The organism is Runella limosa DSM 17973, from assembly GCF_000482465.1.
GTDB classification, from domain to species: domain Bacteria; phylum Bacteroidota; class Bacteroidia; order Cytophagales; family Spirosomataceae; genus Runella; species Runella limosa.
This window is the reverse complement of sequence record NZ_KI519425.1, coordinates 244,855-261,226: the sequence shown is the minus strand read 5'-3', so window position 1 is coordinate 261,226 and position 16,372 is coordinate 244,855. Positions and strand designations below refer to the sequence as shown.

The 16,372-nt window shown below is 46.3% G+C and carries 14 protein-coding genes; 10 read left to right on the top strand and 4 right to left on the bottom strand.

Annotated features, from left to right (window positions below):
- Nucleotides 1–44: 44 nt before the first annotated feature.
- Together K339_RS0124285 and K339_RS0124280 are read left to right on the top strand one after the other, a co-directional pair.
- Nucleotides 45–260: a hypothetical protein gene (locus tag K339_RS0124285; protein ID WP_028525934.1), complete on the top strand. Its 216-nt coding sequence runs from the start codon at nt 45–47 to the stop codon at nt 258–260.
- Nucleotides 250–585 (top strand): type II toxin-antitoxin system RelE/ParE family toxin, encoded by a 336-nt coding sequence (locus K339_RS0124280; protein WP_028525933.1) that lies wholly within the window; start codon nt 250–252, stop codon nt 583–585. The genes K339_RS0124285 and K339_RS0124280 overlap by 11 nt, the downstream gene beginning before the upstream one ends.
- A gap of 253 nt (nt 586–838) precedes the next feature.
- On the opposite strand, the gene K339_RS0124275 is transcribed toward K339_RS0124280, so the two are convergent.
- The 4 genes from K339_RS0124275 to K339_RS0124260 all read right to left on the bottom strand — a co-directional run bounded on the left by K339_RS0124275 (nt 839) and on the right by K339_RS0124260 (nt 5,902).
- Nucleotides 839–2,605 carry a T9SS type B sorting domain-containing protein gene (locus K339_RS0124275; protein ID WP_028525932.1) on the bottom strand — a complete coding sequence of 589 codons (1,767 nt, stop codon included), beginning with the start codon at nt 2,603–2,605 and terminating at the stop codon, nt 839–841.
- A gap of 69 nt (nt 2,606–2,674) precedes the next feature.
- Entirely contained in the window at nt 2,675–3,004 is a 330-nt protein-coding gene (locus K339_RS0124270) for a DMT family protein (RefSeq protein WP_028525931.1), read from the bottom strand.
- Nucleotides 3,005–3,112: 108 nt separating this feature from the next.
- Entirely contained in the window at nt 3,113–5,053 is a 1,941-nt protein-coding gene (nagB, locus tag K339_RS0124265) for a glucosamine-6-phosphate deaminase (RefSeq protein ID WP_374754678.1), read from the bottom strand.
- A gap of 99 nt (nt 5,054–5,152) precedes the next feature.
- A complete protein-coding gene (locus K339_RS0124260; RefSeq protein WP_028525929.1) occupies nt 5,153–5,902 on the bottom strand; it encodes a copper homeostasis protein CutC in 750 nt (249 codons plus the stop codon).
- A gap of 138 nt (nt 5,903–6,040) precedes the next feature.
- Between K339_RS0124260 and K339_RS0124255 the strand changes: the two genes are divergently transcribed.
- The 8 genes from K339_RS0124255 to K339_RS0124220 all read left to right on the top strand — a co-directional run bounded on the left by K339_RS0124255 (nt 6,041) and on the right by K339_RS0124220 (nt 16,357).
- The gene (locus K339_RS0124255) at nt 6,041–7,417 is read left to right on the top strand and encodes a DUF1800 domain-containing protein (protein ID WP_028525928.1); all 1,377 of its coding nucleotides are present in this window, start codon (nt 6,041–6,043) and stop codon (nt 7,415–7,417) included.
- A 24-nt stretch (nt 7,418–7,441) separates the two neighbouring features.
- Complete coding sequence (locus tag K339_RS0124250; protein ID WP_028525927.1) at nt 7,442–8,992, top strand: DUF1501 domain-containing protein; 1,551 nt, start codon at nt 7,442–7,444, stop codon at nt 8,990–8,992.
- A gap of 117 nt (nt 8,993–9,109) precedes the next feature.
- Complete coding sequence (locus K339_RS0124245; RefSeq protein ID WP_229598808.1) at nt 9,110–10,114, top strand: toxin-antitoxin system YwqK family antitoxin; 1,005 nt, start codon at nt 9,110–9,112, stop codon at nt 10,112–10,114.
- Between the two features lie 106 nt (nt 10,115–10,220).
- Nucleotides 10,221–12,596: a TonB-dependent receptor gene (locus K339_RS0124240; protein ID WP_229598807.1), complete on the top strand. Its 2,376-nt coding sequence runs from the start codon at nt 10,221–10,223 to the stop codon at nt 12,594–12,596.
- A gap of 96 nt (nt 12,597–12,692) precedes the next feature.
- Complete coding sequence (locus K339_RS0124235) at nt 12,693–13,907, top strand: GTP-binding protein (RefSeq protein ID WP_037301793.1); 1,215 nt, start codon at nt 12,693–12,695, stop codon at nt 13,905–13,907.
- Between the two features lie 27 nt (nt 13,908–13,934).
- Nucleotides 13,935–14,495: a hypothetical protein gene (locus K339_RS0124230; RefSeq protein WP_028525923.1), complete on the top strand. Its 561-nt coding sequence runs from the start codon at nt 13,935–13,937 to the stop codon at nt 14,493–14,495.
- 136 nt (nt 14,496–14,631) lie between these two features.
- Nucleotides 14,632–15,675 carry a tRNA preQ1(34) S-adenosylmethionine ribosyltransferase-isomerase QueA gene (gene queA / locus K339_RS0124225; protein WP_028525922.1) on the top strand — a complete coding sequence of 348 codons (1,044 nt, stop codon included), beginning with the start codon at nt 14,632–14,634 and terminating at the stop codon, nt 15,673–15,675.
- 4 nt (nt 15,676–15,679) lie between these two features.
- Nucleotides 15,680–16,357 (top strand): 2-C-methyl-D-erythritol 4-phosphate cytidylyltransferase, encoded by a 678-nt coding sequence (locus K339_RS0124220; protein WP_028525921.1) that lies wholly within the window; start codon nt 15,680–15,682, stop codon nt 16,355–16,357.
- Nucleotides 16,358–16,372: the final 15 nt, after the last annotated feature.

The following is a 16,372-nucleotide window of genomic DNA, read 5'->3' as shown; positions in this document are numbered from 1 at the left end:
GTATCTTCGTAATATAAACTAATTATTCTTAAAACGCCTGAGCCATGAACTTGCAGTACCTATCAGACCATACGGGGCATATTACAGGGGTATTTATCCCGATTGAAGAGTGGGAAAGCATCCGAAAAAAGTTGGATTTGCCCGATACATCAAAGCAATTACACCGCGAAGAACTGCTTGAAGCATTTGAAGAAATAAAACTGATACGTGAGGGAAAACTGCCCAAGCCAAGTCTAACCGATTTTTTAAATGAGCTTTGAGATAATACCTATTTCGCCTTTTCAAAGGCAAGCCAAAAGGCTCATTAAAAAATTTCCTTCACTTAAAGGCGAGCTTTTGAACCTCATTGAACGTCTTAAAGACCAGCCCTTGCAGGGAACCTCACTGGGTGATGGTTGCTATAAAATACGGCTCTCAATAAGCAGCAAAAACAAAGGAAAATCAGGTGGGGCAAGGGTTATTACTTGCGTATATATTAATGAGAATGAGCTGTATTTACTTTCTATTTATGATAAATCAGAACGTTCAAGCCTAAATGATAAAGAATTGAAAGAACTCATTACAATAGTGCAGGAACTTAAATGACAAACCTAATTGTCAATTCAGAAGAACTCAAGCGCTTACTGAGTGGCAAATCAAGTTAACGCACTTCGATTGCCGTGGTATCTTTTGTTCTTGTTTCGGAAAATCTCAACCAACTTCCCATCGGTAAACTTAGCAACAAACTCAAACCACTCGTTTTTTAAATCAGTACGTGCGAAGGTTCAACGGAAGCCGAAGTACAGGCCGAACCGATTGTTTGCAAGACGCGTGGGTCGATTCGAGTAGTAGCCTATCTTTACTTCATCAACATCACAACACCCGTAAAAGTGTAGGGGTTCAGTTCGGGGTCGGTAAACTCAATCGTGATTCGGTAAGGAAACGTACCTACTCCTAGCAATTGCCCTAGGTACTTACCATCCCAACCATAGGCAGGCTGGGAAATGGGAACATTGGCTTGGTGAAAGATGACTTCTCCCCAACGACTATAAATCGTCATTTCTTTGATTTGTTTGACGCAATCGCCCCCCTGCACAAAAAACACGTCGTTTTGTTGGTCATCGTTGGGCGAAAAAATATCGGGCGTATAAACCCCACACTGAATAATTTTGACGTGTGCCTCAGCCACTTTTTGACAAGTTTTGTCCGCATTCGTGACCGTCAATTTATATTTTGTGGTCATTTCTGGATAAGCCCAAGTTACGGCGCAAGTAGGACACGAAAGCCCTCGTTCGGGCTCCCAGCGGTAAGTATAGTTGGCATTGGCAAAGGTCGAAACGAGCGTTGCGCGTAGCTGTGCGCTATCTCCTTCCGCCACTACTACTTCGGTGGGTTGTACAGAAAGTTCTATTTTATCCACCACCAACGTCGTCGTAACAATACTGTCACAAAGCGAAGGACGCGAGATGGTGGTGGTGTAAATCCCAGGAGTGGTATATTTAGCGGTTCCTACAGTCAGGGTTTGACCCTCGCAAATCGTTATTTTTTGGGAGTGGCGTACCAACGGTTTGACCGTAAGATTGAGCGTGACTGTGCTATCGCAACTTTCCCCACGGTCTATTTTTGTAACGTACTTTCCTGAGGTTCGATAAGCCGTGGCTCCTACGGTGAAGCTTTCTCCTTCGCAAATGGTCTTGGTAATGGTTGTATCAGATTTTTGGTGCTTGACAGTATAATCCAACTGCAACTCACAGGATTCGTCCAAGCTCGACGGCGCTACCACTTTCACGAAGTACTTATCGCCTATCTTGGGCTTAATTTTAATACTCGTGCCTGTTTCCCCCGTGTTCCATTTGTAGGAGGCAAAGCCATCGGGCGCCACCAAGGTCAGATAACCGCTGGCATCGGGACAAATTGAGCTAGGCTTAATTTCAGCCTTCAAACACTGCGCATCAAAATAAGCATAGCCGTAGTGGCCTCGTTGTGTACACCCGTGAGCGGTTACCTCAACCGTCAGTTTCCGCCCAATATAGTTACGAAGGTCAATCGCTCCCGTTGTCCAAGGGCGGTATTCTACCGTGGTGCTCTCTACTTTAAATCCCGCAACTACCCCTGCTCTAGTTAGTTGCACATCGTAATAGCTACACGCAATCGGCGTTTTATTTTCATCATAAATCAGCAAACTAAAGCCAGGTTTTTGGTGGGACAGGTGGGTATCGTCCCTGTCTTTGTTAAGAACCACCGCAAATTGATACTGGAAGAGGGTATTATCGGGTGAAACAATGAAGGTGGTTTTAATTCGGTCAAATTTCGACCCACGGTTAGCTGTGCCGTTACCAATCCGAATAGAATATTGGCTTCCAGGAGCTACCATTGGCAAAACTTCACGTGTAACGTTGGGGTCATTGCCATCGCTTCGTTTGGTAATCAGGTGGCCATTGTCGTACGTACCTACAACTTCATTTAGATAAATAAGCTGAATGCCTGCAAGGCCAATGTTTCCATTGGTCAATGTCCAGCCTTGGGTTGTTCCCGTCTCAAAACCGATATTTCCACAATCTACCTGACCATAGCTCCACAGCCAACTCCCCCACCAAAACCCTAATACCCATAGAATTTTCCTCATTGCCGTCGTTTTTTGCGTGTCTTAATAACCTATACGCACATCTCAAAACGACTGTTGCACGTGAAGGCATTACCACTTCTTAAAGATAAAGAATACGGCAAGTATAATCAAGGCAAAGCCCACAAGATAGTTCCAACGAAGTTCTTCTTTGAGGTAAAAAACGGCGAACCCTACAAAGACTGCCAAACTGACGACTTCCTGTATGGTTTTAAGCTCAAAAGCATTGAATTCGTACGAGCCTATTCGGTTGGCAGGAACGGCAATACAATACTCAAAAAATGCAATTAACCAACTGATAACAATCACCTTCCACAAGTCGGTATCTTTGTATTTGAGGTGCCAATACCAAGCCGTTGTCATAAAAACATTGGAAAGAAGTAGCAAAATAACAGTGCGCATATACGTGATGTTTAATAACACAAAGATAGAATTTTACACAAAAAAGCATCGGCCAGTATGCTCCGACCGATGCTTAAAAATTATTGATTTGGAAACCTATATGCTAGTTTAGAAATGCCAACGAACAAAGGCTTCCATCGCCTCGTACTCGGCCAAGCCAAGTTGGTCGTAGAGTTTGGCGGTTCCGCTGTTGCGTTCTTCCGCACGTTGCCAAAACTCGCGCGAATCTTCGCCTTGGAACACCACTCCGTCTTTTTGTGATTGGTGTTTGAAGATACCCATCCGCTTTTTCACCACTTGGTCGGGGCTCATTGGTACGGCCATTTCGATTTCGTGAATATCCCACTCCGCCCAAGCGCCACGGTACAACCATACCCAGCAATCTTTCATGAAGTTTTTGTGTTTCAATTGCCCCAAAGCCGCCTCAATAGCGTCCCAACATACTTTGTGGGTTCCGTGAGGGTCGGCAAAGTCGCCTGCTGCGTAGATTTGATGTGGTTTAATTTCCTCAATCAAATCGGCAATGATTTTAACATCCTCTGGGCCAATTGGCTTTTTCTGTACTGTGCCTGTTTCGTAGAACGGCATGTCAAGGAAATGGAAATGCTCCGTTCCGACAAAACGGCAAGTTGCTTTTGCTTCTCCACGACGAATTATGCCTTTCACATAACGTACTTCTGGCGTATCTATTTCGCTGTCTTTTTTTGTTTTCAAAAACGCTTTTGCATCTTCAAAAATCTTCATCGCCGCGGGGCTTTCAATGCCGAATTTCTGGTTGTAATCCACCACAAAGTCGATAAAGCGGAACGCCTCATCGTCAGCAACGGCAATGTTCCCTGACGTTTGGTACGCAACGTGAACTTCGTGTCCCTGATCTACCAAACGCTGGAAAGTCCCTCCCATCGAGATAATATCATCGTCGGGGTGCGGGCTGAAGAGAATCACCCGTTTTTTCGCAGGATGCGCGCGCTCAGGGCGGTGCGTATCATCGGCGTTTGGTTTACCACCTGGCCATCCTGTGATGGTATGTTGTAACTGATTGAAAACGTTGATATTAATATCGTATGCCGAACCGTGGGCAGCCAACATATCGCTCATACCATTGTCATTGTAATCTTTGGTAGTGAGTTTCAAAATTGGTTTTTGAAGGGTCAACGAAAGATGCGTTACCGCCTTCTTAATCATTGAATTGTCCCACTCAACGGTATCTACCAACCACGGTGATTTCACTCGGGTCAGTTCTGAAGCCGCTCGCGTATCTACAAAAAACGCCACGTTAGGGTGTGCTTGCAAGTACGACGCAGGTACAAGTTCACTCACAGGGCCTTCTACCGACGACTTAATCATCGGTGCTTTGCGCTCACCCCAAGCCAACAACACTACTCGCTTGGCGTTCATGATGGACGAAACCCCCATCGTAATCGCTTTTTTCGGTACATGGTGCAGCCCTCCAAACTCCATGGCCGCCGCAGCGCGGGTAGAATGATCGAGGGTCATCAAACGGGTACGTGAGTTGATCAACGACCCTGGTTCGTTAAAACCAATGTGGCCGTTTCCTCCAATTCCAAGAAGTTGGAAGTCGATACCACCCATTGCGTTCATTTTGTTGTCATAACGCTGGGCAAAATCAGCGATAAGCGCCGAAGGTACCGTTCCGTCAGGGATAAAATAATTTTCCTTTGGAATGTCCACGTGGTCAAACAATTGCTCGCGCATAAAACGCACGTAGCTATGAATCGAATCGGGCTGCATGGGGTAGTACTCATCCAAGTTGAACGACACTACGTTTTTGAAACTCAATCCTTCTTCACGGTGCATTTTGATGAGTTGGGCATACACCGTTTTAGGTGACGACCCCGTCGCCAAGCCTAACACACAATTTTTGCCTTCCTTCTGCTTGGCCCGAATCAAATCAGCGATTTCTTGCGCCACGGCGCGCGAAGCATCTTTGGCATCGGCGTAAATCTGAGTCGGAATTTTTTCGTAGGTGATAGCCTGACCTACCATACCGTTTGACAAATTGCTGTCAGCGGCTTGTGCTTGAATCATTAAAGGTTCGGTAATCATGTTTGTCAAAAGAAGGAGTAGTTTACGGCGACAAAGGTATCTATTTGTAAGATAATAAGCGACTTAAATTAATAAAAAAATTTAATAATTGTCTTTTTTATCATTCACAGCTTCTACTACTGACCTGATTTTGAGGGCATCACTGTAAATAATCTCGTACTCGTCGGTGGGTAATACGGAAGCCATGCTCACCCCTTCCTTCTGATAAATCATTTGGCCTTTTCGAGCAGCTTTGCCCGTTAGGTGGAGTGCTTGCACGCCTGTTTGCGCCAATCGCACGGCATTTATAACATTTACTCCACTTCCTGCCATTAAGTCTATTCGTCCTGCGGCTTTTTTGGCTAATTGTGTCAATAACTCCGCGCCATCCAAAGCCGAATTTTCTTGTCCCGACGTCAAAATACGCACTGCTCCCGTCCGAATAACTGCCTCTAATGCCTCAAATGGTTCTTTGGCCACGTCAAAAGCACGGTGAAAAGTTACTTGCAAGGGTTTCGCCAATGCGACCAATTCGGCCGTACGTATTTCATCCACTTCGCCTGTTGGTAAAAGCAACCCAAATACGACACCATCTGCCCCTAATTCTTTGGCCAATTCGATGTCTTGTTTCATCACTAAAAACTCTTCGTCATCGTAACAGAAATCCCCTCCTCTGGGGCGAATCATGACGTATAGTTGAAGCGTTGTTACTTCTCTGGCTCTTTTTATCAACCCGTAACTGGGCGTAGTTCCTCCTTCGTACAAACCGCCACACAGTTCAATACGGGTCGCCCCCGCCTGCTGGGCATTCAAACACGACTCTACCGAAAACGCACAAACTTCTACTTGCATTCTTACTTATTTTTGGTTTGTTTTTTATTGATTCATTGGGCTACTAAAAAAGGGTTACCTCCCTGATTAAACCTTTTTTATATACCTTTGTCTAACCTAAAATGCTACCAGCAAAGTACCCTTTAATCACTATCTACTATGCCAGTGTGGGATGTTTCTAACGCCAAACACCTGCTGTCTCGCTGCCTGTTTGGTTATTCTCGCAAAGACCTTGACAAGGCACTATCATATACAACGCTCAACGACTTTGTTGAGAAGGAGTTATTGGCCGACCGACCGCTTCCCGCCTCTCCTGGGGAATGGGTTACTGAAGTGCCTGTTAATAACTCCCTCGAAAGCGACCGCTACCGCGCCATGACGTACTGGTGGTACGACCTTATGCTATCGGAAGGTACAAATATGCGAGAAAAAATGACACTTTTCTGGCATAATCACTTCGTTTCGGCACGAGATAAGGTCAACTACCCGCAGCATTTGTACATCCAAAACAACTTATTTCGGCGTTCGGCATGGGGCAATTTTCGGCAACTTACCAAAGACGTTTCCATCGACCCTGCCATGTTGATTTATCTGGATGGTCGCTTGAGCAATGGTAATACCCCCAACGAAAACTACGCCCGCGAAATCATGGAGCTGTTTACTCTTGGCGTTGGAAATTATACCGAAAACGACATCAAACAAGCCGCGCTTGCTTTTACGGGTTGGCAAGTAAACGGGCTCAATGCCGTATTTACCCAAAACCGTTTTGCCAATACCAATAAAACAATTTTTGGAAAAACGGGCAACTACAAACACGGCGACGTGGTGGACTTGATTCTCGAAAAACCCGAAGCGGCCGAATTTGCCTGCCGTAAGCTGTTCAAAGAGTTTGTGTTTTATAAACCCAACGAATCCTTTGTCAAACAAATGGCCGAGGTGTTTCGCAAAAGTAACTATGAAATACGTCCTGTACTAAAGTTCATGCTCACTTCCGACGAGTTTTTTAATCCTCAATACCGAGGTGCCAAAATCAAGAACCCCATGGAAGTCACCATTGGAATGCTCAAAGCCTTTGATTTGACCAGTGGACAAGTAAATACCACCAATGACTGGCCTTATATTTACACGCAAACGCAAGCACTTCAACAGCAACTTTTTTACCCACCAGACGTGCAAGGATGGGTAGGGCAACGCGACTGGATCAGCTCAACCACTTTTGTCACCCGAGGTAGCCTTTCCGATTATATCGTCAACACCATGGGTAATGCCAAAGCTACCCAATTTAAACAAATTAATACGCCTGTTTCCTACGCCCGCACGTTCAAAACGTCGGAAGATGCCACCAAGTTGGTGGACGATATGGTAGGGCTCTTTTTGCAGTTTCCCGTAAGTGCGGCAAAAAAACAGTCGCTGCTTTCGATCTTACTCGGCAGTACGATTCTCGCCAACTGGTCCACCAGCACCCCTGGCGCCGAAAACCAAATCAAAGCATTACTCAAAGCGATTATGCGCTTACCCGAATTTCAATTTGCGTAACCCCTTCAATCCTGAAAATAACTTATGAATCGGAAAGAATTCTTACAGCAATTAAGCTTTTTGTCGGGTGGGGTCGCTTTTGGAATGGGCGGAATGTCTGTCAAAGCTTTTGCCCATAATCCGTTTTCCATCGACATGGAAGCAACCAACGGAAAAATCTTGGTACTGGTTCAGCTGGCAGGTGGAAACGACGGCTTGAATACCGTCGTTCCTTACGAAAACTCGTTGTACTATAACAAACGCGCCAACATTGCCATCAAAAAGGAAAACGTGTTGCCCCTCACAAGTCAGATGGGGCTAAATCCTGCAATGGCGGCTTTCAAAGATTTATACGACAAAGGCAAACTGACCCTCGTTCAGAATGTAGGCTATGCCAATCCCAACCGTTCACACTTTCGCTCTACCGATATTTGGTTGACTGGTTCTGATGCAGCCGAGTTTTGGGACGAAGGCTGGATTGGGCGCTACCTCACCAAACTTTACCCAGGATTTCCCCTACAAATTCCCGAAGAACCCATGGCCATTCAGCTTGGTTCGGTGGAATCGTTGTTGATTCAAACAGATTTAGGTTCAACGGGTGTGGTGTTTAGCAACCCGACCAATTTTTATAACTTAGTCACAGGAACTACCATCGACAATGAACCTGTTCCTGAGACACTTGCGGGCGATGAACTCCGTTTTATGCGGCAAGTAGCAACCCAATCGGTGGCTTATTCGGGCATTATCAAACAAAAGTGGGACAAGTCCCTCAAAAATCTTTACACCTACCCTACGACAAACTTGGCGAGTCAGCTCAAAATTGTGGGCGAGCTTATTGGCGGTGGGCTTCAAACTCCTATCTATCTCACGACGATTGGGGGATTTGATACCCACGCCAACCAAGTAGTGGCCAATGCCACCAACACAGGGACGCACGCCAATCTGCTCCGAACTGTATCAGACGCCGTCGCAGCTTTCCAAAAAGATTTGGAAAAACGCGGCTTGGCCGACAAGGTAGTCGTCATGACATTTTCGGAGTTTGGCCGACGGGTGTCGCAAAATGGCACCATGGGTACCGACCACGGCTCGGCGGCTCCGCTATTTGTGATTGGGTCAGGCGTTCGCGGGGGTGTATTGGGTAAAAACCCCGCATTAGGCGACCTCGACGGCAACGGTGACATCAAGTTTGAGTACGATTTTCGGCAACTTTACGCCAGTATTTTGCAAGACCACCTCGGCGTCGAAACAAGCACGGTACAAGGCATCATGGGAGGAAAGACTTTTTCAACGCTTCCTATTTTCCGCCAATCGACGAGTGGATACGTGGCTACCAACCAAGAGTTTACGTTTGACCAAAGCGGAGCCAACCCATTCACGACCTACACCACCCTTTTGTACTCACTCAAAAAAGACATGTACGTCAAAATCAGCCTGTACGACATGATGGGGCGTGAAGTAGGCACCCTCAAAGAAGGCAACATGGCCGCGGGGGTATATTCAGAAATTGTTGAAGGAAGTTACTGGATGCCAGGCCCTTATTTGTGTGCAATGAAATGCGACGCAGGACAAAAAGTGATTCGCATTTTAAAAGCATAACGTCAGAAACAAGAGGAATAATTGGACACACAACAAAATCAACGGCGCAACGTTTTAAAATTTGGTATAATTTTGGCAAATGATTCGTTAGTTTCGTATCAAACACGTAGAATTACCATGTTTTTGCATTCGAGTATGTCCTCTTTCCGCTTTGTTCCTGCATTTGTTACACTTTGTTTGGCATTTACGGCTGCTGCACAAGAGCAAAACCCTTCGTCGAGTAAAACCAAATCGCAACAACTTAAAGAACGAAAGGCGCAGGCCGATAGCATGCTCCAAAAAGCAGGCATTGCCACGCCTAACCTTGGGGTTGGTGCCACTGTCGGAGGAAAATCCGTCAAACCGTCAGATGCTAAAGAGTTTTTCAGTGAAACGCTGCCCGACCTTGGCCTCAAAATCAAGGATATTAAGAAAAAAGAAAAGGCACGCAGACAGAAAAAGAAAAAATACCATACCGATTACGAAGGGCTCGCCATCAACCGCATGACTTCTAGCACGGGGAGTGGCGACCGCATTACCCAGATCGAATTTCACGTTTTGAAAGAGTACCGCCAACCCCGCACCTACGATGGGCTAGATGTGTATTGGTACGATAACCGCAACCGTATCATTACTAAATCTGTGATGAAAGACAAGGAAGCGGCGCTGATTTTGCACGGCCCATACAAACGCTACGTGTCGGGCAATTTGGTCGAAGAAGGCAATTATTACATTGGCACCAAAGATGGGCGTTGGGAAAGTTACGACGGCGATTATAAATTGTTGGACAAAAGTAAATGGAAACATGGCTTTCCTGCCGAGTCGAGGGTGACCTATTATGATTCGGCCCACACCAAAGTGCGGGAAGTAATTCCAGTTCAGTTTGGTAAACGCAAAGGCGATTATCTCATGTTTTATGACGGAGGTCAGCTCATGGTCAAAGGCCAATACGACAACGACTTCCCCGTCGGAACGTGGAATGAGTACTACCAATACCGTCGTCAACGCAAAAAAGTGACCCGCTACCCTCGCTACTGGTACGAAGACGGCGAGGCAGTGGTTCTCAACGAATGGGACGACAAGGGCAAACTCATTTACGAACGCCCCAAAGACGCTGACACCACCGAAGAGTCTGAAAAATAAGCTAAAACCTGTTGGAACTTCTTTTTAGAAAGAATTTCGCCAACAGGTTTTTTAGTGAACTTTTTATAGTTGCAACTTCGTTGCAGATGAAGTACTTTTGTCCAAAATGAATAAAAAAGAACTTCCTCCTTTTCCGATGTTCCCACTGCGTCCGACGCGCACAAAACGCCGTTGGCAGCCTCAATTCTTCGCTGGATGGGTTCTTTTTTTGTTGTTTCACTCCGCTTACACTCAAACCACGAAAGATTGCCACTGTCTCATCAAAGGAGTGGTCAAAGACCGTGAAACCCGTCAACCCATCGTTGGGGCTATTTTACGCATCGAAGGAACTTCCTTTTTTGCCACAACAGACACCTCGGGTCGTTACAAAATCGACCAAATTTGCCAAGGGAAATATACCCTCGAATGCCGAATCGTTGGGTACAAAGTCATTAAAACTTCCATTGTCCTTGAGCACAGCGCCGAAGAAGACCTGAACTTGAGCGAAGATGAAGTTCATCTTCAAGACGTCGAGATTGTGGCACGACGCATCCAAACACCTCTTTCCCAAAAAAGCAGCCTCTTGGAAGGTCAAGCCCTCGACCTCACCCGTGGTGAAACCTTGGGCGATGCACTCAAAAAAATATCGGGCGTCACAACCCTGCAAACAGGGGCGTCGATTAGCAAGCCCGTTATTCACGGCCTGCACAGCAATCGGGTCGTCATTATGAACAACGGCATTCGCCAAGAAGGCCAACAATGGGGCTCAGAACACGCCCCCGAAATCGACCCATTTATTGCCAAACGCCTAACCGTCGTCAAAGGCGCAGCGGGCGTTCGCTACGGCTCTGACGCCATTGCGGGTGTTATTTTGGTTGAGCCCGACGAGCTTCCAAAAAGCCCACGACTGAGTGGCGAAGTGAATGCTGCTGCGTTTTCTAACGGCCGCATTGGGGTTGTATCAGGCACATTGCAAGGAGGCTACCCTCAGTGGAAAGGCTGGGCGTGGCGCATTCAAGGCACGCTCAAAAACGGTGGCAATATCCGCACTCCCGACTATTTTATGGCCAACACGGGCGTGCGAGAAAACAATTTTTCGGTCACAACAGGCTACCGAACCAGCCGCGTGGGTGTTGAAGCATTTTTTAGCCAATTTCAGAATAACATTGGTATTTTTTCGGGCTCGCACATTGGGAGCACTTCCGATTTATTAAACGTCATCAAAAACGGCGAACCATTTATCAAAACGGGCTTTACCCGCAACATCGAACGCCCCAACCAGCTCATTCTCCATAACCTTCTCAAAGGAAAAGCATTTTATAATTTTAACGGCAACCGACTTAGCTGGACCGTCGGGCGGCAATTTAACCGTCGGGCCGAGTATGACTTGCACGGCCCGCAAGCGGCCACTACCCCCGCGCTACTATTCCGTATCACTACCCTTACCAGCGACCTTGTGCTTGACCATAAGCCACTTGGCAACGGTAAAATGAGTGGACAACTTGGGCTAAGTGGACTGTATCAGTACAATTTTACGGACGGACGACCACTGATTCCTGATTTTGAGCAAACCAATATCGGCATTTTTGGGCTAGAACGTTGGGTATTTCAACATTGGGAGTTGGAAGCTGGCGCTCGTTTTGATTGGCGTCAATTGGATGTTTTTCGTTTTATTGGCACTACTCCTGACCCACGCCATCACTCATTTAATAATGGTTCGGGTACAGTTGGCGTAGTTCATACCCCTAACGAAAAGTTGTCGTTTCGGGCCAATTTTGGAACAGCTTGGCGCCCACCTACACCCAATGAATTGTACAGCAAAGGCGTTCATCACGGAGCAGCTTCGTACGAAGAAGGCGACGAAACCCTGCGCCCCGAAGTGGCTTACAACCTCATCGGAAGTGTGGAATACACCAGCCAACGTTTTAAGGGAGAATTGGGAATGTATCACAACCAAATTTCGGATTTTATTTACCTTAAACCCCAACCCGAACCCATTCTGACCATCCGTGGCGCATTTCCTTATTTTAAATACACCCAGACCGACGCTACTTTTACGGGTTTTGATCTTGATACGCAGTGGGATGTCATCCCACAACATTTTTCCCATAACTTAAAACTCTCTTATTTGCGCGCTTACGACCGCCGCGAGCAGGGATATTTGGTATTTATTCCCGCCAATCGCATCGAAAACGAACTGCGTTGGAGCATTGGTAAAGTGTTTTCTTCCAAAGATACCTATGTGATGCTCAGTCACCTTTGGGTGGACAAACAGCGCCGTGTACCGCCTAACAGTGATTTTATGGACACACCGTCGGCTTATCATTTATGGAATATCAACGTCGGTGGCGTGCTTTCGCGCAAAGAATCGTCGCAGTTACATTGGACTTTTTCGGTTCAAAACGCCCTCAATACTTCCTACCGCGATTACCTCAACCGCTTTCGCTACTTTGCAACCGAACAAGGACGCAATGTCTCCTTGAAACTTCGCTATACGTTTTGATTCCTTCGCAAAAAATTCTGCCCAAAAGTTAATTGCAACATTGATGCAAATAAAACTTTGACTACATTTGCAACATTATTGCAAAAACTCTCATTAATGATACAGAAAAAGTTGCCCGTAACCGTGCTGTCAGGTTTTTTGGGGGCAGGTAAAACCACCCTACTCAACCACGTACTTCACAACAAAGAAGGACTTAAAGTAGCGGTCATTGTGAACGACATGAGTGAGGTCAACATTGACGCACAGCTTGTAGCGCGAGAAAATACCCTTTCGCGCACCGAAGAAAAACTCGTTGAAATGTCGAATGGCTGTATTTGTTGCACGCTCAGGGAAGATTTGATGATAGAAGTAGAGCGACTGGCCAAAGAAAACCGTTTTGACTACCTGCTTATTGAAAGTACAGGGATTTCTGAGCCTGTTCCCGTGGCGCAAACTTTCACGTTTGTGGACGAAGAAAACGGCATTGATTTGTCGCAATGGGCACAAATCGACAGCATGGTCACGGTGGTGGATGCCTTCAATTTTGCCAAAGACTTTGGTTCGGTGGATACACTTCAAACACGCCAACTCAGTGAAGACCCACAAGATTATCGGACGATTGTCAACTTGTTGACCGACCAAATCGAGTTTGCCGACATCATTTTATTGAACAAAACGGATTTGGTCACCAAACTACAACTAGAAGAGTTGACCGCCATCATCAAGTCCTTGAACCCCGTTGCGAAAATCGTTCCAACGACTTTTGGCAAAGTACCTCCTTCCACGATTCTGAACACGGGCCTTTTTGACTACGACAAAGCCGAGCAATCGGCAGGCTGGATTCAAGAGTTACAAAACACTGCATCGGGCAAAGGCCACACCCCCGAAACCGAAGAGTATGGTATCAGTTCATTTGTATTTCGAGACAAACGTCCTTTCCATCCTGAGCGTTTTTGGAATTACCTTTCCAACCATTGGCACGCAGGCATCATCCGCAGCAAAGGGCTTTTTTGGCTAGCCTCTCGCCCCGACGAAGCCATCAACTGGAGCCAAGCAGGCGGCTCTCTCCGCGCCGAAAGCGCGGGAGTTTGGTGGTGTAGCATGCCTTTTAACCAGCGGATTCGGTATTCAGCTTACGTTTCAAATCAAAAGCTCATCGAAAGCAAATGGGACAAACGCTTTGGCGACCGACAAAACGAACTGGTTATTATTGGACAAGATTTAAACCCAAAAGCCATTGAGCGAGAACTCATTGCATGTCTTTGTACGGAAGCCGAAATCAAGAAAATGGAAGCCAGCGAACGTTTTTTTGATCCATTTCCAGTCTTATAATTTTTCATTAAACATACCCATCAAACTATGTCACTTTTTCACACCCGACTCATCATTCTGTTAGGATTAGTTTTAACCCTTGGAAGTTGCAAAAAAGAAGACCCCGCCCCCGAGGACGAAAACGAGTTAATTACCACAGTACGGTTGAAATTTACCGAAAATGGCACAACCACAACCCAAACTTTTGAGTGGAAAGATTTGGACGGCGACGGCGGAGCTGCCCCTACGATTAGCTCCATTTCTCTGCGCCCAAGCCGCACTTACAAACTTGAAGTGGAGTTCTTGGACGAAAGTAAAACTCCTGCTGAAAATAAAACCAGTGAAATTCTGCGTGAAGCCGACGAGCATTTGGTAGTCGTTACTCCAAGTGCATCTAGCTTATTTACCTATACTGCTACCGACAAAGACAGCCGTAACTTCCCAATTGGATTGGCAGGTACGCTAGTAACGGGCGCAGCCAGTACGGGCACAATCAAAGTACAACTCCGCCACCAACCACCAGTCAATGGCCAACCCGTAAAAGATGGAACAGCTACCCCTGGTAGCGACGACGCCAACGTTACTTTTCCGTTGACACTCGTTCCTTAAAGTGCCAAGTCAATCCATAAAACATCTGGGGAAGGGGTGTATCTAAAAAAAAGCACCAAAGTAACTGAAAATCGCTTATTTATTAGTACTTTTGCGGTCTTAATTTTTTGAGGTGTCTTTTAGATAAGAAAGATATATGAAACTGTCCGAGTTCAAGTTTGACCTTCCTCAGAGCCTTGTTGCTCTCTATCCAGCCGATCGTGGCGACTCCCGCTTAATGGTGGTAAATCGTCAAACTAAGAAAATTGAACATAAGAAATTTTCCGAAATTATAGATTACTTCAGCGAAGGCGACGTGATGGTTGTCAACGATACCAAAGTTTTCCCTGCTCGTTTGTACGGACAGAAGGAAAAAACAGGTGCTAAAATCGAGGTATTTCTGTTGCGTGAGCTTAACCGAGAAATGCGCCTTTGGGACGTATTGGTGGATCCTGCGCGTAAGATTCGGGTAGGAAACAAATTGTATTTTGGCGATAGCGATTTGGTAGCAGAAGTCATTGACAACACTACTTCGCGCGGCCGTACAATTCGTTTCTTGTATGATGGAAATCACGACGAGCTCATGCGCGCCATCGACGAACTAGGTGAAACTCCCCTACCGCGCGACATCAAGCGCAAGGTAGAAGATGCCGACCGCGAGCGTTATCAAACCATCTTTGCCCAACACGTAGGTGCCGTAGCTGCCCCTACCGCTGGAATGCACTTTACAAAGGTGATTCAGCGCCGCATGGAAATCAAGGGGATTAATTTTGCTCCTATCACTTTACACGTGGGCGTGGGCACTTTCCGCCAAGTGGATGTAGAAGATTTGACCAAGCACAAAACTGACTCAGAAAACTATGCCATTCCTGAGCCTAGCACGGTGATTATCAACAACGCATTGGACAACAAGAAGATGGTATGTGCCATTGGTACCACCTCTCTCAAAGCGCTTGAATCTTCGGTATCAGCCAACAACCGCGTTAAGCCATTTGTAGGATGGACGGATAAGTTTATTTTCCCTCCTTATGACTTCAAGATTTCAAACGCGCTATTGACCAACTTCCACTTGCCTGAGTCCATTCTATTGATGATGACTTGCGCATTTGGTGGGCATGAGCTAATCATGGAAGCTTACGATATCGCCATCAAAGAAAAATACAAATTTTTCAGCTACGGTGATGCCATGCTGATCATCTAAGCAAATGACAAAATTTGCCATTATCGTCGCTGGGGGAAGCGGAACACGCATGGGGAAAAAGATGCCAAAGCAATTTATTGAAATTGGCGGAAAACCCATTTTAATGCACACCATTGAGAAATTTCTTTCGTATGATTTCTCTTTGCAGCTCATTCTGGTTCTCCCAGCTAGCGAAATGAAAGCTTGGTACGCGCTCTGCGACAAGCACGAATTTTACCCTCCGATTGTCACCGTTACTGGCGGTGGCACCCGCTTCCAATCGGTTAAAAACGGACTTCAACGCATCAGCACAAAAGAAGGACTCGTCGCTGTTCATGACGGAGTTCGTCCGTTTGTTACCCCCCAAATCATTGCCAAAGGGTTTGAGGTTGCCGCCGAAAAAGGCGCTGCCGTAACCAGCGTTCCGCTCAAAGATTCTCTCCGATTTGTGGCCGAAGACGGTAGCAACCAATCAGCTGAACGCGCTTCTTACCAACTCGTTCAAACGCCCCAAACTTTCCGACTCGATTGGATGCGACCAGCATTTGACGCTCCCGAACAGCCTTTCTTCACCGACTGTGCCAGCGTTCTTAACTTTGCGGGTCGTGAAGTAACCCTCATCGACGGCGCCTACGAAAACATTAAAATCACAACGCCCGAAGACATCCTTTGGGCAGAGGCTTTTTTAGGTTCTCATCACTAACTAAAAGTCACTCCC

Excerpts from the sequence above, each read along its gene's own strand:
- K339_RS0124285 (WP_028525934.1), top strand. The coding sequence starts at position 45 with ATGAACTTGCAGTACCTATCAGACCATACGGGGCATATTACAGGGGTA.
- K339_RS0124280 (WP_028525933.1), top strand. The coding sequence starts at position 250 with ATGAGCTTTGAGATAATACCTATTTCGCCTTTTCAAAGGCAAGCCAAA.
- K339_RS0124275 (WP_028525932.1), bottom strand. The coding sequence starts at position 2,605 with ATGAGGAAAATTCTATGGGTATTAGGGTTTTGGTGGGGGAGTTGGCTG.
- K339_RS0124270 (WP_028525931.1), bottom strand. The coding sequence starts at position 3,004 with ATGCGCACTGTTATTTTGCTACTTCTTTCCAATGTTTTTATGACAACG.
- nagB (WP_374754678.1), bottom strand. The coding sequence starts at position 5,053 with ATGATTCAAGCACAAGCCGCTGACAGCAATTTGTCAAACGGTATGGTA.
- K339_RS0124260 (WP_028525929.1), bottom strand. The coding sequence starts at position 5,902 with ATGCAAGTAGAAGTTTGTGCGTTTTCGGTAGAGTCGTGTTTGAATGCC.
- K339_RS0124255 (WP_028525928.1), top strand. The coding sequence starts at position 6,041 with ATGCCAGTGTGGGATGTTTCTAACGCCAAACACCTGCTGTCTCGCTGC.
- K339_RS0124250 (WP_028525927.1), top strand. The coding sequence starts at position 7,442 with ATGAATCGGAAAGAATTCTTACAGCAATTAAGCTTTTTGTCGGGTGGG.
- K339_RS0124245 (WP_229598808.1), top strand. The coding sequence starts at position 9,110 with ATGTTTTTGCATTCGAGTATGTCCTCTTTCCGCTTTGTTCCTGCATTT.
- K339_RS0124240 (WP_229598807.1), top strand. The coding sequence starts at position 10,221 with ATGAATAAAAAAGAACTTCCTCCTTTTCCGATGTTCCCACTGCGTCCG.
- K339_RS0124235 (WP_037301793.1), top strand. The coding sequence starts at position 12,693 with ATGATACAGAAAAAGTTGCCCGTAACCGTGCTGTCAGGTTTTTTGGGG.
- K339_RS0124230 (WP_028525923.1), top strand. The coding sequence starts at position 13,935 with ATGTCACTTTTTCACACCCGACTCATCATTCTGTTAGGATTAGTTTTA.
- queA (WP_028525922.1), top strand. The coding sequence starts at position 14,632 with ATGAAACTGTCCGAGTTCAAGTTTGACCTTCCTCAGAGCCTTGTTGCT.
- K339_RS0124220 (WP_028525921.1), top strand. The coding sequence starts at position 15,680 with ATGACAAAATTTGCCATTATCGTCGCTGGGGGAAGCGGAACACGCATG.